Genomic DNA, 21,225 nt, shown 5'->3' on the forward strand with positions numbered 1-21,225 from the left:
GATGGATCTGGGCACAGTCGCGGTGATCGGCGGGGGCGTCATCGGCTCCCTGGTGGCGAGGCAGATCGTTGACCAGCACCCGGACAGCACGGTGTTGCTCCTCGATCGGGACGCGGTCGGCTGCGGCGCCAGCAGGCGCTCGGCCGGACTGCACTTCCCGCGCGGTGCGAGCGAGCGGGTGCGTCGGATGTCGGGATACAGCCAGGAGTTCTACGAAAAGCTCAAGGCCGACCAGCCTGATGCGCCGATCTATGCGGTCGGTATGTCGGTGTTGTCGCAAGCCAGTCGGGGCGACCTGGAAGGGATCTACACCGAGCCGGTCCGTCGAAACGATTCTCCCGCCGCGCTGGATGCCTGCGGCGCCGAAGTCCGCCTACCAGCTGACATGTCGGTGTGGGACGTTCGGGGCGCGCAGTACGCCGATGTGCACCGCATGGTCCAGGCGGTGGTCACCGGCCTGCGGCCGCGGGTCGGTGTGCGTGAGGGAGTCCGTGTCACCGCCCTGGAGCCGGGCGGCCGCGGGGTGGGGATCTCGCTCAGCACGGGTGAGCGGTTGACCGTCGACCGGGTCGTGCTCGCGCCGGGGCCGTGGCTGGGTGCGCCCGCGTGGGCCGATCTGGTCGCGCCGATGGGAGCGCGAATCAAGAAGATCGTCGCCCTGCACATCGACCAGCCAGTGGCCGAGACCGACCGGGCGTTCGTCTTCCACGACGAGGACGCCTTCCTGCTTCCCCTGGCCTACCGGGGGCACTGGCTGTTCAGCTACACCTGCCGCGACTGGGACGTCGACCCCGACCAGGTGGGCGCCGATCTTGATGCGCGCGACGTGGAGCGGGCCCAGGAATGCCTGAGCCGCTACGCGCCCTCGCTCGCCCCGCGTTGTACGTCCGGGCGCGTGTTCTGCGACGCCTACAGCGTTTCCGGGCAACCGCTGGTGCGCCGGCTGGACCCGGATGGCCGCGTGGTGTTCGCGGGCGCGGCCAACGGATCCGGCTATCGCCTCGCCCCGGCCATCGCCGCTGAGGCCGTCCAATTGTTCGAGAAGAGCGTGAAAGGGAATGTGCGATGAGGATCGACACCTTCGACCCCGCGGCGCTCAGCGACGCCTTCGGTATCGACATGAGCACGATCGATCTCCTTGGCGTGATCGGCCTCGGGGCGAGCTGGGGCCGGGTGGCGCCCGGCACGCGTTCCGACGCGCACCAGCATGACGAGATCGAGATGTTCGTCATCGTGTCGGGCAGCGGCGAGGTCGTGGTGGACGGCGCGCGGCATCCGGTCCAGCCGGGCACGGTCATCAAGTTCGACCCGTTCGAGACCCACGTCCTCGACAACACCGGTGATACCGATGTGGTTTTCGTGACCTGCTACTGGCGTGAGCCCCGGCACGCCGGGGAGGTGGCAGCGCGACCCGGTCGGCGGCGCTTCGCCGAGCGGCCGGTGTTCGTCTTCTCCACCCCGCCGACCCCCAACGGGGACCTGCACCTCGGACACCTGTCCGGCCCGTACCTCGGCGCGGACGCGTTCGTCCGGTTCCAGCGGATGAACGGAGTACGGGCCTGGCACCTGACGGGCAGCGATGACTACCAGAGCTATGTGGTCGCCCAGGCGGCGCAGGAGAAGAGCACGCCCGAGCAGGTCGCCGCACACTACGGCGCGGAGATCACCAGAACGCTCGAGCTGATGGACATCCGGCCCGACCAGTTCACCGTGACCAGCACGGATCCCGGATACCGCGAGGGACTGCGCGACTTCTTCGCCGCGCTGGAGGCCTCGGGCAAGGTGGCCCGGCGTGAACTGCCCGCGCTGTTCGACAAGGAGACCGGCCAGTACCTCTACGAGGTCGACGTATCCGGCACCTGTCCTTCCTGCGAGGCCGCCACCAACGGCAACATCTGCGAGGAGTGCGGCGAGCCCAACAACGCGGCCGACCTCGTCGAGGCGCGCACCCGCCGCTCGGGCGCGGTGCGTACGGGCAGCGTGGAGCGGCTCGCCCTGCCGTTGCACGAGTTCCGCGAGGTCGTCACCGCGCATCACCGCCTCGGCCGGGTGCCCGCACGTCTGCGTGAACTGGCCGAGCGGGTCTTCACGCGGGAGACCTTCGAACTGCCGCTGAGCCACCCGGCGCAGTGGGGGGTGCCGCCGCGCGGCGTCGACGGCCAGGTGATCTGGGTGTGGCCGGAGATGTCGTACGGCTTCCTGCACGGAATCGCCGAGCTGGGGGCCCGGATCGGCGAGACGTGGCACCCGGACAAGCCGGAACAGAACTGGAAGATCGTCCACTTCTTCGGCTACGACAACAGCTTCTACCATTCGATCCTCTACCCGGTGCTGTACCGGCTCGCGTTCCCGGACTGGGAGCCGGACATCGACTACCACGTCAACGAGTTCTACCTGCTGGACAACCGCAAGTTCTCCACCAGTCGGCGGCACGCGGTGTGGGGGAAGGACATCCTTTCGCCGGAGACGGTGGACGCGGTGCGCTTCTACCTGTCCCGCACCCGCTCGGAGGGAGAGCGCACCAACTTCGAGCGGGAGGCCTACACCGCGACCGTCCGCGAAGTGCTGATCCACAGGTGGCAGAGCTGGCTCGACGCCCTCGGCCGGCGACTGAACACGCGGTTCGCGGGAGTAATCCCGGACGCCGGAATCTGGACCCCCGAACACACCGCGTTCTATGCCCGGCTCGGCGGGCGCCTCGCGGCCGTGACCGCGCACCTCGGCCAGGACGGGTTCTCCTTACGGGCGGCCACCGCCGAGCTGGAAGGCATCGTCACCGACGCGCGCGCGTTCGCCGAGCGGGAGGAAGTGCTCGCCGGGGCGTCCGGGTGGCAGTCGGAGAACCGGACGGCGATGGCGCTGGAACTGGCGGCGGCCCGATTGCTGTCCAGGGTCGCCACACCGGTCATGCCACGCTTCGCCGCTCGCCTCGCCGCCCTGCTGGGCGAGAGCGAGCCCAGCTGGCCGTCCACCGTGGACCTGGTGCCGGCCGGCACCAGGGTGGACCTGACCGGTCAGGTGTTCTTCGCCTCCGAGCCCTCGGCCTCCGAGCTCTCGGCCCCCGAACCGCAGGAAGCCGCGCCGGACCCGTTGCCGTGGCTCGCCGAACTTGTCCGGAGCACACTCGGGCTGCCGGCGGAGGCGGTCGTGGCGGACAGGACGCTGCGCGAGCTCGGCGCGTCCTCGTTGCAGGCGGTCGCGGTGCAGTACCAGATCCTGGAGCGGCTGGATCTCGACGTACCGATGTCGGAATTGCTCTCCGAGCGGAACGTCGCCGCACTGAGCCAGAAGCTGGCCGAGGCGGTGGCCCGGTGAGCGGTTACCTGACGGTGTTGGAGGAGATCAGCGCCCGGGGCCTGAGCATCGTCGCCGCGGGAGAGGACCTGCGACTGCAGGGACCACGCGAGCGCGTGGACGCCGAACTGGTCGGCCGGATCAAGGCGGTCAAGGCGGAGCTCATCGCCCACCTCACCCCGGATCCCGGGTTGGCGCTGACCCCGTTGCAGCAGGGCTACCTGGCCGGCCGGGACGAGGTGTTCGAGCTGGGCAACGTGGCCAGCTACGTCTACCACGAGATCGAAGGCCACTGGGACGTCGACCGGCTCCAGGCCGCGCTCAACGCCGTGGTCGCCCGGCACGATTGCCTGCGTCACCGGTTCACGCCGACGCAGACCCAGGTCCGGCAACCGCGGGTCGAGGTCCGGATCAACCAGGTCGACCTGCGTGACGACGACGGCACCGGCCTCGCCGGGCAACGCGAACGCTGGACCCATCGAATGCTGCCGACCGCCCAGGCGCCGCTGGTGGCGGCCGAGGTGTCGATCCTCGCCGAGGACCGGATGGTCCTCCACGTCGGTCATGACGGCCTGGTCATGGACGGGATCAGCATGTTCCTGTTCTTCCGCGACTGGTGGGCACGGTACGAGGGAGAACAACCGGCCGCCGAGGAGGCCGCGTTCGAGTCGTACGTGGCCAGTCTTCAGGTCGCCCGCACCCGCAAGCCCTACGCCCGGGCAAAGGCGTACTGGCTGGAGCGCCTCGACAGCGGCAGCCTGTGGGGGCATCCGGAGCTGCCGCTGGCGAAGAGCCCGTCCGAGATCACCGCACCACGGTTCTCCCAGCGTGTCGTCCGGCTGCCGGCGCGGCGGTGGGCGGCGCTGAAGGAACACGCGGCCGCGGCCGGTGTCACCCCGTCCGGCCTGCTGTTCACCGCGTACGCCGAAACCCTCGCGTGCTGGGGCGCGGGCCCCCGCTTCACCCTGACCACCACGGTGGCCAACCGGCCGCCGATCCACCCGCGCATCCTGGAGTCGATCGGGCAGTACAGCGACCCCATGCTCGTCTCGGTCGAGCTGGATCGTGGCGTGCCCTTCGCCGAGCGGGCCAAGGCGGTGCAGGAACGGCTGCGGACCGACCTCGACAACCGGCACTTCTCCGGCATCGAGGTACTGCGCGAACTCGGCCTGCGCAGCGGCGGGCAGCCGCGCATGCCCTTCACCTTCAACAGCGCCATCGGCTATCCACTCGCGGACGTGGACGGCTCCGCCCTCGAACTGTTCGGGTCCGAGGTGCACACGGTCAGTCAGACACCGCAGACCTGGCTCAACGTGTTCGCCATGGAGCAGCATGGCGGGGTCGTCGTCCAACTCGACGGTGTCGACGAACTGTTCCCGGCCGGTCTGCTCGACGATCTGGCGGGGGGATACCAGCGTCTGCTCGACCTGCTCGCCGACGAGAGCGAATGGCACCACCACCGGTTCGACCTGCTGCCCGCCGACCAGCGAGAGCGCAGGCGTGCCGCCAACGACACCGACCGGCCACTACCGCAGGAACTGCTGCAGCAACCGTTCGTGGCCCGGACACGGCGCGCTCCGAGGGCGCCCGCGGTGATCACCTCGACCGGTGAGCTGAGCTATGCCGAGCTGTATCGGCGGGCTCTCGCCGCCGCGGGCCGGCTGCGCGCCAACGGGGCGGGCCGCGATGAGCTCGTAGGACTGGTCATGACCCGTGGACCCGAGCAGATCGTCGGAATCATGGCCACGCTCCTGGCGGGTGCGGCCTACCTGCCGGTCGACTCCGACCTGCCCGCCCGGAGGCAGCGGGAACTGCTCGACGGCGGCGAGGTGCGGTGCGTGCTCACCAACTCCGGCTGGAGCGACCCGGACGGTCGGCGGACGGTGCTGGCGCTGGACTGCGGCACCGAACTCGAAGGCACCGGACCTGACGACTGGCCGGATCCCGGCCCGATCGCCGGGGCGCATCCCGACGATCTCGCGTATGTGCTGCCCACCTCGGGCACTACCGGCACCCCGAGGGGTGTCATGGTCAGCCACCGCAGTGTGGCCAACGTCGTCGCGGACTGCACCCGCCGGTTCGATGTAGGTCCGGGCGACAGGCTGTTCGCGGTCAGCGCGTTCAGCTTCGATCTGTCCGTCTACGACGTGTTCGGCGCGCTGTCCGTCGGCGCCGCGATCGTGCTGCCCGACCACGACAGGGCCGCCGACCCGACGCACTGGCTCGAGATGTGCGCGCGGAGCGGGGTCACGGTGTGGAACTCGGTGCCGCAGATCGTGGCACTCCTGCACGAACAGGCACTCGCCGATGGCCTCTCCCCGCTCGCCGACCTGCGGCTGGTGATGATGAGCGGCGACCGTGTCCCGCCGGAACTGCCATCGGCCCTGCGGGCGAGCCTGCCTGGGCTCGATGTGGTCTCGCTCGGCGGGCCGACCGAGACCACGGTCTGGAACATGGTCCATCCGGTCGGTCCCGACGAAGACGGCTCGCGGAGCATCCCGTACGGGCGGCCGAACGACAACAACAAGGCGTACGTGCTCGACGAGGACGGACTGGACCTGCCGGACTGGGTGACCGGCGAGATCCACGCCTCGGGGACCGGCCTGGCCCGGGGGTACTGGAAGGACGAGCGGACGACCGGTGAAAGGTTCGTCTTCGACCGACGACGGGGCGTACGGCTCTACCGGACCGGCGACCTCGGGCGCTACCTGCCGTCCGGGGAGATCGACATCCTCGGCCGGTCGGACTTCCAGATCAAGGTCAACGGTTACCGGATCGAGGCGGGCGAGGTGGAGACACGGCTGGTCGCGCTGCCCGGGGTCCGGCAGGCAGCGGTGGTCCGCCGGCCGGGCAGCCGGGGCGACCGGCTGGTCGCACACCTGGTGCCGAGTGAACAGGAGCCGCAGACAACGGAGTCGGACGGCGAGCGGCGGCGCTGGGAGGACGAGGTCCGTACCGCGCTGCGCGAACAACTGCCGGAGTACATGGTTCCGTCGGCCGTGGTGTGGCACGACAGCCTGCCGTTGACCGCCAACGGCAAGATCGACCGGTCCCGCCTCGCCGCGGACGACGTGCCCGAGGCCGAGACCGCGCTGTCCGGCGACGCCGTACCGGGGGAAGGCATCGAACGGGAGCTCGCCGAGCTGTGGGCGAGCGTGCTCAAACTGCCCGAAGTGGACGCCCTGACCCCGCTGACCGACATCGGCGCCGACTCGCTCGCCGCGGCACGCATCCTGGCCGGTGTGCGCAAGCGGTACAAGGTCACCATCCCGTTGTCGGAACTCGTCAGGGTGAACACCGTACGGGCCATGGCCGCCCGGATCGGCCAGGCGAAATGAGCGTGATCAATCAGCTGGTCAGCGGTCCGCCGCGGCCGGGCAACCGCTTGTCCGTCGCCCGCCTCGGCAGGACCGAGTCATGGGACCTCACCGAGGTCTGGGAACTGTCGGGCCGGGTCGCCGGGTACCTGCTCGGCCTCGGCATACGGCCGGGCGACCGGATCGGCGTACTCGCGGCGAACTCGCTGGAATGGGTGCTGCTCGATCTGGCCGCACTGCGGATCAAGGCGGTGACCGCGGGATTCGACCCCGGCAAGTTCGACGTGAGCGGCACCGAACTCGTCACCCGTTACGGCCTCGCGGTGCTGTTCACCGACCAGGACCCGACGGCCGACCGGGTCCGTCCTGTGGCCGCGGTGCGCGAACTTCCCCCGTCCGACGCGGACCTGCCGTCGGTGGTCTGGGAACACGGCGACGCACCCGCGCTGAAGTTCACCTCGGGCAGCAGCGGCCCGGCCAAGTCGCTGCTGGCGAGCGCGGGAAGCATCGACAGCTCGCTCGCCGCGGTGCAGGACATGTTCGCGCACGGCCCCGGTGACGACATCTTCGTATTCCTGCCGCTGTCCCTGCTTCAGCAACGGTACTGGGTGTATTCGGCGTTCGTGTTCGGTCACGACGTCACGATCAGCACCTACGAGGCCGCCTTCGCCACCCTGCGCACGACGCGGCCGACGGTGGTGATGGGCGTGCCCGGTTTCTACGAGACGACACGCGCCCACCTCGAGGCCACGGCCGCCCGCACCGGAGCCTCCCCGCCCGAGGTGGCGGTCGAGGTCTTCGGCGACCGGATCCGCTACCTGTGGACGGGCTCCGCACCGGCGAACCCGGCCACGTTGCGCTACTTCACCGAGGCCGGCCTGCCGATCTTCGAAGGCTATGGGCTCAACGAGACCTGCATCGTCGCCAAGAACCACCCCGGCGCGCACCGGCCCGGCAGCGTCGGCCGGGTCCTGCCGGGAAAGGAGGTGCTCATCGACTCGGACGGCGTGATCAACATCCGCGGCGAGCTGCCCGTGGCCACCCGCTACGAGCACGCGGAGCCGGGCGAGTCGGAAGCGATGTTCCGGCCCGGGGGGATCGTACGCACGGGTGACCTCGGCCATCTCGACGAAGACGGTTATCTGTTCGTGCGCGGTCGGGCCGACGACGTGATCGTGTTGGAGAACGGCAAGAAGATCATCGTGCGGCCCATCGAGGAACGTCTCAAGGCCTGTGCGGTGATCGAGGACTGTGTGGTGACCAATCCGTCGCAGCGGCAACTCGTCGCCATCGTCTCGCCCACGGCGTCGCACCCCGTGGACACCGAGACGATCGCGGCGGCGCTGCGGCAGACCAATGCCGCCCTCGGCCATGACGAGCAGATCACCAAGGCAGTCCTGGCGGACCGGTTCACCGTCGAGAACGGGCTGCTCAGCTCCCAGTTCAAGCCCCGCCGCAAGCAGATCGAGGCACGCTACCGCGGCCTCGTCATCGACCCCGAGGAGGGAATCCGTGCCTGACTCCATCGAGACAACGGCCCGCGTCGCGCTGAGCGAGGTGCTGCCGCAGGAACTGACGCCGCAGGCCATCGATCTTGACGCGGAACTCGACCACCTCGGCCTCACGTCACTGAACAAGGTGCTGTTCCTGACGTCGGTGTGTGACCGGACCCAGGTCGGCCTGCATCACTTCACCGAACACGACCTCGCCGCGATGCGCACCCTCGGGCAGGTCGTCGAGGCGCTGTCCTGTCACAAGGAGATGAGCTGAGATGAACTGGTCCGAGCGCGCCGCGACCGTACTGGACAACGGCACTGTCCGCCTGCGGCCGATCACCGCCGGGGACCGGGAGCCGATCCGGTCGGTGGCGATGGATCCGGCCATCTGGCGCTACTTCGTGGCGCTGGTCAGTGACGAGGCATCCTTCGAGACCTTCTTCGACACGATGATCGCCGACCACGCCGCCGGCCGGCGGGTCGTCTTCCACATCACCGACCTGGCGACCGGCCGCACCGCCGGGTCGATGAGCTACGGCAATCTGTCCGAACCGGACGGCCGGCTGGAGATCGGCTGGTCCTGGCTCGGTCAGGACTTCCGCGGCACAGGCGTCAACCGTCATGCCAAGTTGCTGTTGCTGCAGAACGCCTTCGAACGACTGGGCGCCGAACGCGTCGAGTTCAAGACCGACCGGCGCAACGAACAGGCCCGCCGCGCCCTGCGCAACATCGGCGCGACCGAGGAGGGCATCCTGCGCAGCTTCAACCCGATGCCGGACGGTACCCGCCGCGACGCCGTGTACTACAGCGTCCTGAGCGGCGAATGGCCCTCGGTGCGCGACCGGCTCACAGCAAAGGCGGAGGCGGGGTGACAACGACCTTCGCGGTGGCGCACGTTGTCGCCCACGGCGAGCCGTACGACATCGGCTTCGCGCACGGCACCGCCCTGAAGGAGCGGCTGCGCGCCTTCCTCGACGACGGTGTCGCCAGGCTCAACCATCTGCTGCCCACTGCCGTGTCGGTCGACAGTCTGTCCGGCGACATCGCCGCTCACCGGGCGGAGATCATCCGGTCGACGCCCCGGCTGGCCGAAGAGCTCTCCGGATTCGCGGCCGGCGCCGGGCTGACCCCGGACGAGGCCACCCTGCTGCAACTGCGCCGCGAGATCATGGGATACCAGCGGATCCCCACCCGAGGCGACTGCACCACCTACGCCCGGCCGGGAGTGCTGGCCCAGACCGTGGACCTCAACGGGAATCTGGACGACCAGATCGCGATCCTCGAAGTCGGCCGCGGCGACCGCAGGGCCCTCGTGCTGAGCTTCGCCGGGCTGCTCGGCTATCTCGGCGTCAACTCCCGCGGCCTCGCGGTCGGTCTCAACCTGGTCCTCGGCGGACAGTGGGGGCCGGGCGTGCCACCGTATCTGGCCATTCGCCACCTCCTCGACAGCGCGACCTCGGTGGAATCAGCGGTCTCCGCGCTGCGCTCGCTGCCCTTCGCCAGCTCCCGCACGATCGTGCTCGCCGATGCCACCGAAACCGCCTGGGTGGAGGTCATCGGCGATGAGTACCGGGTGATGACCGCACCGGAGTCGGTACACACCAACCATTTCCTCGCCCCGGACTTCACCAGCCGGGACGAGCTGAACGTCTTCGCGCGCAACTCCTCGCTGCGCCGGCTCAGGACGGCCGAGTCCGGTCTGCGGGACCTGCCCGCGGACGCGGCTCCCGACGCGCACTTCGCGGTGCTGTCCCAGCCGCCGATCTGCGTCGGCGACGACGGTGACATCCGCCGGGAGCGCACTGTCGCCGCCGTCGTCCTCGACGCGAAGAACGGAGCACTGCACCTGCGGCCGGGCAACCCCCGGCTGTCGGGAACCCGCTCTTTCACCCTCTGATCCGTTCCACCGATTCGAACTGGAGGTCAACCCCGTGGAAGCCCTGACCACCCGTGCGACGCCGGACGACCTGGCCCGCGTGAACCTGGGGGATCCTCAGACGTTCGCGGACTACGACCTGAGCGACTACTGGCGCACGCTGCGGGCGACCCAGCCCCTCTACCGGCATCCGGCGGTCGGGGACAGCCCCGGCTTTTGGGTACTCAGCCGGTACGACGACATCGTCGCCCTCTACCGTGACAACGCCACCTTCACCTCGGAGCGCGGCAACGTCCTGATCACCCTGCTGGGCGAAGGCGACTCGGCGGCCGGCCTGATGGTGCCGGTGACCGACGGGCACCGGCACAAGGAGCTGCGCAACGTCCTGCTGAAGGCGTTCTCGCCGCGTGTGCTGAGCCGGATCGGCGAGCAGGTCCGCCGGAACACCCGAACGCTGCTGGCCGCGGCGGTGGACCGCGGTGAATGCGACTTCGCGCTGGACATCGCGAGCAAGATTCCCATGATCACGATCTGCGACCTGCTCGGCGTTCCGAGCGAGGACCGGGAGTACATGCTCAGCCTGACCAAGTCCGCGATCAGCTCGGACGACCAGCCGGAGTACTCCGCCGCGGCCGACACCGCCCGCAACAACATCCTGCAGTACTTCCTCGGCATGGTCGAAGAGCGCCGTGCCGCGCCACGGGAGGACGCGGTCAGCGTGCTGGCCGGCAGCACGATCGACGGCGAGTTCCTCAGCGAGGGCGAGATCGTCCTCAACTGCTACAGCCTGATCCTGGGCGGGGACGCGACCGCCCGTCTCACGATGATCGACTCCGTGCACAGCTTCAGCACCAATCCGGAACAGTGGGCGGCGTTCAAGCGCGGCGACGTGTCCGTCAAGTCGGCGGCGGAGGAGGTACTGCGCTGGGCCTCACCGACCATGCACTTCGGTCGCACCGCGGTACGGGACACGGAGATCCACGGGACCCCGATCAAGCAGGGCGATGTGGTGACGGTGTGGAACACCTCGGGAAATCGTGACGAGACGGTCTTCGCCGACCCGGACCGGTTCCTCATCGACCGGTCGCCGAACAAGCACATCGCGTTCGGGCACGGTCCGCACTACTGCATCGGCGCGTACCTCGCGAGGCTGGAGATCTCCGAAGTGCTGCTCGCGCTCCGCGACTTCACCACCGGGTTCGAGATAACCGGGCCGGTCCGCCGGATCTACTCCAACCTCCTCACCGGGATCAGCAGCCTGCCGGTGCGTTTCGAACCGGTCTCGGCCGAGGTGGAGGAACTGGTGCTCTGAGGCGAAAGGGCGCCTACGGGCGCCGCGTTCCGGCCCGGTCGGCACCCGCCGTCGAGTCGACCGGTACCAGGAGCAGCCCGAGACCGATGAGGGCGAAGAGCAGCGTCAGCACTGCGTCGCCCGTGATGCCGACGAGAAGTGCGAGGGTCAGGGCGCGCACGGCGAGCGCTCGGAGCAGCCGAGCCGCGTCGGCTGAAGATGTGTCCATGTCTCTCCTATCAGTGAGTCAGGAGTGCTTTTCGATCCGTCGTCGACGGTCCGTCCGGACCAGACCGCCGGAAACAGGCGTGGTGCCGAGTTCGCTGTCGCCGTCCTCGTGACGCAGTACCCAGTCGTCGAGGTCGAGGGCCGTTTCCAGCGGTTCCTGGGCCATGCAGACGCGCAACCGCGTCGCCTCACTGTCGGCTCCGATCCCTTCCGGGAAGAGCAGTCCTTGCCGGAAGCCGGCCTCGGCCATCGCGAAGCGCACTCGCGCGGTCTGCGGAGACACCTCCAGGACATCGCCGATGAGCTGCCAGTCGGCGCCGCCCACGCGCTCGAACACGGCCGCGGCTTCGAAAAACCGCTGCGCGGCCGCGAGCACTCGGACGGCGTCGGCCAGCATGGCGCCGGGTGAACGGGTGGTGCCGTCGGGTCGCAGCTCGTGCTCGCCGATCGGGACGGCGGCACGTGCGCGTTCGGCCAGTTCGCATGCCTCGTAGGCCATCACCAGCCTCGCGCGCGCGGCATCCGTGTACGGTGCGCCGGTTCCGGTGTCACTTTCGGTCATGTCAGTCAGCCTCAGCTCCGACGACGGGGGCTGATCACCGCGGTTTTTCCGCGTGGTCAGCCGCGCAGGAAGTACAGAACGGTCATGATCACGGCGGTGGCCAGAATGACGCCCCGCAGCAGCCTGGCGGGGAGACGGCGGGCGAGGTGGGCGCCGGCGAAGCCACCGGCCACCGCGCCGACCAGCATGCCGGTGAGGAGAAGCGGAGAACTCAGCGTGTCCGAGGCGACGAGGAACAGCACGGTCGCGCTGAGATAGATGGCCGCGAGCTGCGCGATCCGCATCGGGTTGCTGACCGCGGCGTCGAGGCCGAGGCCGATGCTCCACAGGGCCAGCATCATGATGCCTACGGCACCGCCGAAGTATCCCCCGTACACGGCGAGGACGAACTGGCCGATCAGGACGGCCCGGGAACTCATGCCGACCGAGCGCCCGAGCGCGGTGTCCAACGCCTTGGAGAGGTTGCGGCCGAAGGCGAGGACCACCGTGGCGAAGGCGAGCAGCCACGGCGCCGCGGCGTCGAAGGACGATGCAGGCAGCGCCAGCAACAGGCTGGCACCGACTCCGCCGCCGGCCACACTGACCACCGTCAGGGACTTCGTGGATGTCGGTCCGACCGGGGTGAGTTCGCGTCGGTAGACCCAGGCGCTGGCCACGGCCCCGGGTACGAGGGCGACCCGGGACAACGCGTTCGCCGTCACCGGGGACAGGCCGAACGCGACGAGAACGGGCAGCGCCACGAACGTACCTCCACCACCGATGGCGTTCAGCGCTCCGGCGGCGGCACCGGCCAGCAGGACGAGCAGTATCTCGAGCACACGCCGAGCATCACCCGTCACCAGTGGGTCCACAATGTGTAATCGACGCACCCAGCCTAAGGCTAAGCCTTAGGCTGACATGGTGCGCTACGACTTGGACGACCTGCGGCTCTTTCTCCACATCGTGGACGAGGGGTCCATCACGGCGGGTGCTCACCGAATGCACCTGAGCCTGCCTTCGGCCAGCGCCAGGGTGCGCTCGCTGGAGCGCCACGCCGGCGTGGCGCTGCTGATCCGCGGTCGGCGGGGCGTGCGGCCCACCCCGGCGGGCACGACTCTGGCCCGCCATGCACGCGACGTGCTGGTCCGGACCGCGCGCCTCGAAAGCGCGGTCGCGAGCTACACAAGGTCCCCGAACGCTCCGCTGATCCTGCTGGGGGGCGGTTCCGCGATGCATCGGCTCGTGCCGCGGGCCCTGGTCTCGTTCCTGCGCGCACACCCGGAAGTCGACGTCACGGTGTCCGAAAGCCGCACCCCACAGACCGTACGGATGCTCACCGACGGCGAGGCGGACCTGGGGGTCGTCCTCGACGACGAGGCCCGCGACTGCGGCTTGCATCTGGAGCCCCTCGGCGACGACTCCCTCGTCGTGATCGGCCAGGCCGGAGGGGTCCTCGCCGGGCGGACCGCGCTGACCTACGGCGAGGTCGCCGAGCACCCTCTCGTCGGGCTCGACGCCGACTCCTCGCTGCGCCGCTGGATCGAGAAGCACCTGGGGCCACACGCTCCGGTGGTCCGTTACCGCACCACCGTCGCCAACCTCAACGTGCTGGTCGCCCTCGTTGTCGCCGGCGTCGGGCTCGCCGTGGTGCCGCGCCGCGCCATCGACCTCCACCAGCCACTCGACATCTGCGAACTGCAGGACCCCTGGGCCCGCCGCCACCATCTGCTGGCCTGGGGCGTCAAGGGCCGGGCGTCGCCGACGGCCATTGCGGCGCTGGCCGAGCACCTGCGCCAGGCGGCACTCTCCGAACCTTCCTCCCGCAACGCACACGGAGACCCCATCGGGCGGCGGCCCTTTCCCGACGGCTGATCCATCCCCTGCTTGGGGGTGTGCCCGCGATGAAGCCGCGCTGCACGATCGACCATGCTCGGGAAGCGCGTCCACCTCGCCTCCGTCGCCCTCGATCGGCCCCAGCGGACCGGGCTCTGCCGCCAACGTGGTGTGTTCCGCATGCCAGTCGCGCCGTCCTGTTCCGAGAGGTGGGTCGCCGCTGACGGGGGCACGGGTCCGGCGCCGGAGCAGCACCATTGCGGCTGCTCTGTCGGAGGGTGACAATGGCGTTTCGCCCGCCCGGAACATCCGTGGGTGTTCCATGTGCGGCCACAGTGCGGCCGGATGCCTTTGGACCGGGTAACACAGGGTGTCACGGCGGAACTGTTCGCATGTGCTCTGATCAGGCAGAACAGCACCGGGCGGCACGAAGTGGAACTAGCCGTCACGAATCCCGCTGGTCTCGTAATGCGTAGGTCTCGGGTTCGAATCCCGAAGGCGGCTCCATGGGGAACCCCAGGTTAGGCCTCTGACCTGGGGTTTCTTGTTTCTGTTGACCTTGTGCGCGGCATGGACGGCGACCGCAAGGACACCACGGGCGGCGCCAAGTCCGTGACCGTCTCCCTCGACTCCGGTGAGGGCGACCCGATCGCCGACCACGCCTCGGCTGCGGGCTTCGCATACAAGACCGTTGCCTTCGACCGCCCTGGCGGCAAGGTGATCGCCAAGACGGTCAATCGGCCCTGGCACCACGAGACGGCCAAGAAGACTCGCGACTGGGGCACCGTCACCGCCGACTTCACCGGCGTCTCCGGCAGCCAGGAGTGGACTTCTCTGGACGACGGCGCCGGCGCCAAGTGGCGCACCACGTCCAGCTCCGTCACCCACGACACCGTCGCCGGCCGGGTCACCCAGGTCGACGACCGCGGCGACACTGCCACGGCGACCGACAACCAGTGCACCCGCACCACGTATGCCACCAACACCGACAAGAACATCCTGCTTCTGCCGTCCCGGGTGGAGACCGTCGCCAAGGCCTGTGACGCCGCGGTCGACCGGAGCAAGGACGTCATCGACGACATCCGCACCGCCTACGACGGCGGCGCCTACGACGCGGCGCCGACCAAGGGCGACGCCACGGGCACCGCGCCCCTCAAGAGTCACAACGGCACCAAGGCGACCTACCTGGAGGCCGGTGCCACCTACGACGACTACGGACGCGCGCTGGCGGTCACCGACCTGACGGCCGACATGACCGTCACCGGCGACGCCGTCCCCGTGCGCACCGCGCGCACCGACGGCCGTACCACCACCACGGCCTTCGTCCCGACCACCGGACTGCCCACCCAGACCAAGACCACCACGCCACCGGCCGACCCGGCCGTCCCCTCGACCGCGCAGACCGTCACCAAGGAGCTCGACCCACTGCGCGGTCTGCTTCTGAAGCAGACCGACACCAACGGCAACGTCACCAACTACGCCTACGACGCGCTCGGCCGCTCCACCAAGGTCTGGCTCGCCGACCGTGCCACCAGCGGCGTGCCGACATACGAGTACGCCTACACGGTCACCGAGGGCAAGCCGGTCACAGTCGCCACCAAGCTGCTCAACAACGAGGGCGGCCAGATCACGTCGTACAAGCTCTATGACGGCTTCCTGCGGGAGCGGCAGTCCCAGGCCCCGGGCCCGGACGGCGGCCGGATCATCTCCGACATCTTCTACGACGAACGAGGCCTGGCCGCCAAGACGTTCGCCCCCTACTACACCACCGGCAGCCCCGTCACCGAGCTGTTCAAGCCTGCCGACGCGCTGTCCGTGGAGACCCAGACCCACACCGCCTACGACGGTCTGGGGCGAGCGGTCGAGGAGAAGCAGATCGCCGGCGACGGCGGCGGCGGCACCGTCCTGAGCACCACCAAGACGATCTACGCCGGTGACCGCACCACGGTGATCCCGCCGGTCGGCGACACCACCGTCACCACTCTCACCGACGCCCGCGGCAACGTCACCGAACTGCGCCAGCACCGGGCGCGGGCGCCCGAGTCGGCCTACGACACGACCCTCTACGAGCAAACTCCGTCGGGCGAGTTGCTGAAGGTCACCGACCCGGCCGGCAACAGTTGGAGTCACACCTACGACCAGCGCGGCAACCAGCTCTCCATCACCGACCCCGACAAGGGCCGTACCGACACCAAGTACGACGACCGCAACCAGGTGATCTCCAGCACCGACGCGAGAGGCACCCTGTTCAACGCCTACGACGGACTGGGCCGCAAGACCGAACTGCGTGAGGGCTCCGCCACGGGCGCGCTGCGGGTCAAGTGGACCTACGACACGGTGGCCGGCGCCAAGGGCCAGCTCGCCGACTCCACCCGTTACGTGGGCGACGCCGCGTACACGACGTCGGTCACCGCGTACGACAAGCTGTACCGGGCCACCAAGACGGCGACCGTGATCCCGGCGGCCGAGGGTGCACTGGCCGGCACTTACCAGTCCGGCACCGCCTTCAAGCCGTCCGGTCTGGTCGCCTCGCTCAGCTACTCCGCGGCCGGCTCCCTGCCGGGAGGGTCGGTCAACTACACCTACGAGGACCAGACTCTCCGGCCGATCTCGGTGTTCGGCCAGGGCATGACCTCCTCGGCCACCTACACCCAGACCGGCAAACCGCAGGTGTACAGCTTCGGCTTGACCAGTGGTGGCAAGAAGACGCAGGTCACCAACACCTACGAGTACGGCTCCCAGCGCCTGGCGAACACCCGCGTCGACCGAGAGGAACAGCCCGGAGTCGACCAGCACGTCACCTTCCGCTACGACGAGGCCGGCAATGTCCTCTCCCTGAACGACGTCTCGCGCACCGGCACGGACAACCAGTGCTTCACCTACGACTACCTGCGCCGGCTGACGGAGGCGTGGACGCAGGGCGACCAGACCTGTGCCGCCGCACCGTCCGCCGCCAAGCTCGGCGGCCCGGCCCCGTACTGGCAGTCGTACACCTATGACAAGGCCGGCAACCGGCTGACCGACACCCAGCACCACACCGGGGGCGACACCGCCAAGGACGTCAAGCGCACGTACGAGTACCCGGCCCCCGGGACGCCGACGGCCCACACGCTGACCTCGGTGACCACCGAGGGACCGGCCGGGACCAGCAGGACCGACTACAAGTACGACCTCACGGGCAACACGACCGACAGAGGGAAGCAGCACCTGGACTGGGACGCCGAGGGGCTCCTCGCCAAGGTCACAGAGCCCGTCGCGGGCAAGCCGGACAGTGTCACCGAGTACCTGTACGACGCCAACGGCAACCGGCTGCTCTCCCGCACCGGTACCCGCACCACCCTGCACCTCGGCCACACCGACGTCACCCTGGACAAGGGTGCGACCAAGGCCAAGGCGACCCGCTACATCGACCTCGGCAGCGGCCACCAGGCGATCCGCGCCGACGACGGCACCTTCTCCTTCACCCTCGCCGACCACCACGGCACCGGCCTGCTGGCCGTCGCCGCGGCGGACCTGGCCCTCACCCAGCGTAGGGTCCTCCCGTTCGGCGGTGCCCGAGGCACGGCTCCGGCCGCCTGGCCGAGCACAAGAGGCTTCGTCGGCGGCATCGACGACACCAAGGACACCGGGCTCACCCATCTGGGCGCTCGCGAGTACGATCCGCAGACCGGCCGGTTCCTCTCCGTCGACCCGGTGATGTCGCTGTCCGACCCGCAGCAGATGAACGGGTACACCTACGGCAACAACAACCCGCTGGTGTACGCCGACCCGGACGGCAAGTTCTTCGGCTTCCTCAGCCTCTTCAAAGCACTGAAGCAGGCCGTCGACAAGGTCCTCAGCAGAATTCCCAACCTGAACCCGGGCCGCTTCCGTACGCGGGCGTATCCGCCGGCGGTCAGTAACACCAACCTGGAAGGGGCGCTGAAGCAGATCTATGCCAAGCCGGTCGCGAAGAAGGTCATGGGTGACGGCAAGATAGCGACGGCGATCATCTACGAGTTCAACAACGGGAAGCGGCTCCCCGGCAAGAACCAATTGCACATGCAGAACGGATGGGAGACGATGAGTGGCCTGTCTGACATTCTGCAAAAGGACCAACAAGCTCGGGAAATGGGAAAAAACACGCAGAACCTCCTGAGCGACTCGGACCTGGCCGTCGCCAAGTCCGAGGCTCGGGAACTGTGGAATGCGTTGAACTCCCGCGATGTCACGGGGAACATCAAGAAGATGGTCGACAGTGACGGGAGAATGAAGGGTGTCATCAAGGGGAGCTTCTCCACCGTGACAAAGACGCCCGCAGTCAAGGATCTCACCGGGCAGGTGTTCGAGCCGGTACCGTACAAGGCCCCGAAGCCCGTTGGTCAGCCCACCCGCCTGCGCGGTTTCCCCAAGACCTTCGCACTGGTCGGTGGCCTGGCCACGGCAGCCCAGGCTCCCTCCTACGTAGAGGAGTACGGCGTAGGCCGAGGTTCCTGGGAGATGTTCAAGGACATCGTGGACCCGTTCGGAGTGCACAAGGCGGTGGAACCTCCCGCTGCGGGCGGATCCGTCTGCCCACCGACGAACTGCGCTTGACATCACTCGGTACGGGGCCCGCCGCGCATCGTGCGCGACGGGCCCCGTACCGGCACCAGCGACCACCGCACAGGAAACCGGAAAGACATGAGTGACGTTCCCTTTGAGGAGATTCCCTCCCTTCTGCTGCGCACCATCCCCGAATCCGCGGAGTTCATCACCGAGAAGTACGAGATGCCGGCGGAAGCAGCCGTTCTGACCGAAGACGCGCCATATCATATTCAGTCGGTGCTGGCCCAGTGCTTCATGACGCCCATCCTGATGCCGCAGCTCGAGAGCGACACCCCGGACACGGAACTACTCGAACGATGCTGGGACTTCGTAGAGCGGCTCACGGAGCATTCCCTGGAGAGCGTCCGAGGCGCCGCCTACTTCGAGGTGCTCGAACAGCTCCTGAACGCCCACGGCCTCGTGGAGGCGGCCTGGCCGTACATGAAGGAGCGGACGCGGGCACAGACCCTCACGATGCTGGATTTTTACGGCGTTTACCTGCCCGGCATCAACCGACGGTAGGGCCCACAACCGCACGATGACCAGGGCCGTGTCGTCGGTCGTGCTGCGGGTGACGCCCCTTCACAGGACGCCCCCCGCGGCACGGCACGCAGCCGCCCCGTGAGCTTGTTCATCCTGCCTTGGCCGCAACTGCCCGGCGCAGCCGCGACTTACCCGCTTGAGGTCGCCCCCGGCTTCACGGACTTCGGCGCCTCCGCGTCTTACGTCCGTCAGCCGCCCGTGAGTAGGCGCTCGCGCTCGGCCGCCACGATCTCGCGTGCCAGCTCAGCATCCGTGATGTCGAACGCTTCCGGGACGCTGTCTGTGAGAGGCCGACAATCTCGGTGACCCCGCTTCATGTCACCAGTGGTGGCCAGCTGGTGGCCGGACGCCTTTGGACGGTGCAGCATCGGGTGGCACGGGTCAAACTGTTGCACATGCTCTGATCAGCAAGAACGTCACTCAGTAGCACGACCGGGCACCACACAACACGATCCCTCACGGTCTCGTAATGCGTAGGTCTCGGGTTCGAATCCCGAAGGCGGCTCCGGAAAACCGGAGTGCGCGAGCCCGGACAGCCCAGACGACTGCACGGCCTACGGCGGTGTGGGCTCCCCCGCGACGTTCACGCTCAAGGCCAACGGGGCCTCGGATGTGCTCAAGTACACGTACCAGCTCAACGACAACCCGGTGCGGACCAAGACCTTCACCGCCGCCACCACCAGCTACGCGGTGTCCCTGGCGCCGGACGCGCGCGGGGTCAACACCCTGACTGTCCAGACCTGGGACGCGGCCAGCAACGGCTCGCTCAGCTACACGTACACCTTCAAGGTCGCGCCCGGCGCGGGCCCCGTCGCCCACTGGTCCCTCGACGAGGGCACCGGCACCACGGCCACCGACTCGGTCAGCGGCCGGACGGCGACGCTGGCCGGTTCGGCCGGCTGGTCCTCACTCGCCCGACTCGGCAAGTCCCTCCAGGCCAACGGGACGTCGTCGTACGCGGCGACCGGCTCCTCGGTCCTGGACACCACCAAGAGCTTCACCATCTCGGCGTGGGCCCGGCTGACCGGCACCTCCCACAACTCGGTCGCCGTCGCCCAGGCCGGCGTCAACGGATCGACGTTCGCGATCTACTACTCGACCTCCTACAACGCGTGGATCTTCAACCGGTACACCACGGACGTGGCGGCACCGACAATCGTCCGCTCGATCGGCACCACCACACCCGAAGTCGGCGTCTGGACACACGTGATGGGCGTGTACGACGCGCAGGAGCAGACCATCCAACTGTTCGTCAACGGCGTGCCGCAGGGTGACTCGGTCGCCTACACCACGCCCTGGCAGGGCACCGGCGGCCTCCAGATCGCCCGCGGCCAGTACGGCAGCGCGTTCAGCGACTACTTCCCGGGCCAGGTCGACGAGGTGACCGCCTGGAACCGGATCCTGTCGGAGGACGAGATCGCCGACCTCCAGGCGATGACCGACGCCGGCACCGGGCAGGCACAGCCGGCGCTCGCGGCCGACTGGAAGCTGGAGGAGACCTCGGGCACCAGCGCCGCCGACTCCTCCGGGTACGGCCACACGGCCACCGTCGCAGGCGGCGGCACCTGGAGCACCGACACCGACGGCGGCAAGGGCAACGTCCTTTCCCTGAACGGCACCTCGGCGGCCAACGCCACCGCGACCGGGCCGATCGTGGACTCACAGGGCGACTTCACGGTGGCGGCCTGGGCCAAACTCGACACGGCCTCACTGTCCGACACCACGGTGGCCCACCACATGCGGATCGCCACCCAGTCCGGCGGTGTCCGTGACTCGTGGGGCCTGTGGTACTACCAGGCGGCGGGCTCCGCGCAGGGCATGTGGGTGTTCGGCCGCACCACCGCGGACGTCGCCGGCAGTGGCGCCACGGTGGTGACCGCGCCGGCGAGTATCGCCTCGGCCCAGCTGGTTGACCCGGGTGCTTGGACCCTGCTGACCGGCGTGTACGACGGCGCTCATCACCAGCTCTTCCTGTACGTCAACGGAGTGCGCCAGGGCGCGCAGGGCGACACGGACACGGACACCGACACCGGTGACGGCATCGTGTTCACCTCACCCTGGCAGGCCACCGGCACCTTCAACATCGGGCGCGGCCGGATCAGCAACGGCACGTACAGCGACTTCGCCGACGGACTCGTGGACGACGTACGGGTGTGGACGGGTGTGGTGTCCGACACCGACATCAACCAGATGTACGTCAACGAGCTGCCCATCCTGCTGTAGACGACAGCCCTGACACG

The 21,225-nt window shown here is 68.8% G+C and carries 15 protein-coding genes; 12 read left to right on the forward strand and 3 right to left on the reverse strand.

The window, feature by feature from the left end; all coding sequences use genetic code 11:
• Position 1: 1 nt before the first annotated feature.
• The 8 genes from OG734_RS26865 to OG734_RS26900 are packed head-to-tail and all read left to right on the forward strand — an operon-like array spanning position 2 to position 11,295.
• Positions 2-1,069, forward strand: coding sequence for an NAD(P)/FAD-dependent oxidoreductase (locus tag OG734_RS26865; protein ID WP_330290051.1), 1,068 nt, complete (start codon positions 2-4; stop codon positions 1,067-1,069).
• Positions 1,066-3,315, forward strand: a complete 2,250-nt coding sequence (locus tag OG734_RS26870; RefSeq protein WP_330290052.1) for a class I tRNA ligase family protein — start codon at positions 1,066-1,068, stop codon at positions 3,313-3,315. The genes OG734_RS26865 and OG734_RS26870 overlap by 4 nt, the downstream gene beginning before the upstream one ends.
• Entirely contained in the window at positions 3,312-6,632 is a 3,321-nt protein-coding gene (locus tag OG734_RS26875; RefSeq protein ID WP_330290053.1) for a non-ribosomal peptide synthetase, read from the forward strand. The genes OG734_RS26870 and OG734_RS26875 overlap by 4 nt, the downstream gene beginning before the upstream one ends.
• A complete protein-coding gene (locus OG734_RS26880) occupies positions 6,629-8,131 on the forward strand; it encodes an AMP-binding protein (RefSeq protein ID WP_330290054.1) in 1,503 nt (500 codons plus the stop codon). Before OG734_RS26875 ends, OG734_RS26880 begins: the two co-directional genes overlap by 4 nt.
• Positions 8,124-8,381: an acyl carrier protein gene (locus OG734_RS26885; RefSeq protein ID WP_330290055.1), complete on the forward strand. Its 258-nt coding sequence runs from the start codon at positions 8,124-8,126 to the stop codon at positions 8,379-8,381. Before OG734_RS26880 ends, OG734_RS26885 begins: the two co-directional genes overlap by 8 nt.
• Before the next feature lies 1 nt (position 8,382).
• Positions 8,383-8,979 (forward strand): GNAT family N-acetyltransferase, encoded by a 597-nt coding sequence (locus OG734_RS26890; RefSeq protein WP_330290056.1) that lies wholly within the window; start codon positions 8,383-8,385, stop codon positions 8,977-8,979.
• A complete protein-coding gene (locus OG734_RS26895) occupies positions 8,976-10,004 on the forward strand; it encodes a C45 family peptidase (protein ID WP_330290057.1) in 1,029 nt (342 codons plus the stop codon). The genes OG734_RS26890 and OG734_RS26895 overlap by 4 nt, the downstream gene beginning before the upstream one ends.
• A 34-nt stretch (positions 10,005-10,038) precedes the next feature.
• Positions 10,039-11,295 (forward strand): cytochrome P450, encoded by a 1,257-nt coding sequence (locus tag OG734_RS26900; RefSeq protein ID WP_330290058.1) that lies wholly within the window; start codon positions 10,039-10,041, stop codon positions 11,293-11,295.
• Between the two features lie 13 nt (positions 11,296-11,308).
• Here OG734_RS26900 and OG734_RS26905 read toward each other — a convergent pair whose 3' ends face one another.
• The 3 genes from OG734_RS26905 to OG734_RS26915 are packed head-to-tail and all read right to left on the reverse strand — an operon-like array spanning position 11,309 to position 12,882.
• Positions 11,309-11,503 (reverse strand): hypothetical protein, encoded by a 195-nt coding sequence (locus OG734_RS26905; RefSeq protein ID WP_330290059.1) that lies wholly within the window; start codon positions 11,501-11,503, stop codon positions 11,309-11,311.
• A gap of 18 nt (positions 11,504-11,521) precedes the next feature.
• Positions 11,522-12,064 carry a hypothetical protein gene (locus tag OG734_RS26910; RefSeq protein ID WP_330290060.1) on the reverse strand — a complete coding sequence of 181 codons (543 nt, stop codon included), beginning with the start codon at positions 12,062-12,064 and terminating at the stop codon, positions 11,522-11,524.
• A 56-nt stretch (positions 12,065-12,120) separates the two neighbouring features.
• Positions 12,121-12,882, reverse strand: a complete 762-nt coding sequence (locus tag OG734_RS26915) for a sulfite exporter TauE/SafE family protein (RefSeq protein ID WP_330290061.1) — start codon at positions 12,880-12,882, stop codon at positions 12,121-12,123.
• An 82-nt stretch (positions 12,883-12,964) separates the two neighbouring features.
• Between OG734_RS26915 and OG734_RS26920 the strand changes: the two genes are divergently transcribed.
• From OG734_RS26920 to OG734_RS26935, 4 genes are all read left to right on the forward strand, one after another.
• Entirely contained in the window at positions 12,965-13,915 is a 951-nt protein-coding gene (locus tag OG734_RS26920; protein WP_330293797.1) for a LysR family transcriptional regulator, read from the forward strand.
• Positions 13,916-14,437: 522 nt separating this feature from the next.
• On the forward strand, positions 14,438-18,451 hold the full coding sequence (locus OG734_RS26925) for an RHS repeat domain-containing protein (protein ID WP_330290062.1): 4,014 nt from the start codon (positions 14,438-14,440) through the stop codon (positions 18,449-18,451).
• 87 nt (positions 18,452-18,538) lie between these two features.
• Positions 18,539-18,964, forward strand: a complete 426-nt coding sequence (locus OG734_RS26930) for a DUF7674 family protein (RefSeq protein ID WP_330290063.1) — start codon at positions 18,539-18,541, stop codon at positions 18,962-18,964.
• A gap of 585 nt (positions 18,965-19,549) precedes the next feature.
• The gene (locus tag OG734_RS26935) at positions 19,550-21,208 is read left to right on the forward strand and encodes a LamG domain-containing protein (RefSeq protein WP_330290064.1); all 1,659 of its coding nucleotides are present in this window, start codon (positions 19,550-19,552) and stop codon (positions 21,206-21,208) included.
• Positions 21,209-21,225: the final 17 nt, after the last annotated feature.

Source organism: Streptomyces sp. NBC_00576, assembly GCF_036345175.1.
Classification (GTDB): domain Bacteria; phylum Actinomycetota; class Actinomycetes; order Streptomycetales; family Streptomycetaceae; genus Streptomyces.

Excerpts from the sequence above, each read along its gene's own strand:
- OG734_RS26905 (WP_330290059.1), bottom strand. The coding sequence starts at position 11,503 with ATGGACACATCTTCAGCCGACGCGGCTCGGCTGCTCCGAGCGCTCGCC.
- OG734_RS26930 (WP_330290063.1), top strand. The coding sequence starts at position 18,539 with ATGAGTGACGTTCCCTTTGAGGAGATTCCCTCCCTTCTGCTGCGCACC.
- OG734_RS26890 (WP_330290056.1), top strand. The coding sequence starts at position 8,383 with ATGAACTGGTCCGAGCGCGCCGCGACCGTACTGGACAACGGCACTGTC.
- OG734_RS26910 (WP_330290060.1), bottom strand. The coding sequence starts at position 12,064 with ATGACCGAAAGTGACACCGGAACCGGCGCACCGTACACGGATGCCGCG.
- OG734_RS26880 (WP_330290054.1), top strand. The coding sequence starts at position 6,629 with ATGAGCGTGATCAATCAGCTGGTCAGCGGTCCGCCGCGGCCGGGCAAC.
- OG734_RS26870 (WP_330290052.1), top strand. The coding sequence starts at position 1,066 with ATGAGGATCGACACCTTCGACCCCGCGGCGCTCAGCGACGCCTTCGGT.
- OG734_RS26865 (WP_330290051.1), top strand. The coding sequence starts at position 2 with ATGGATCTGGGCACAGTCGCGGTGATCGGCGGGGGCGTCATCGGCTCC.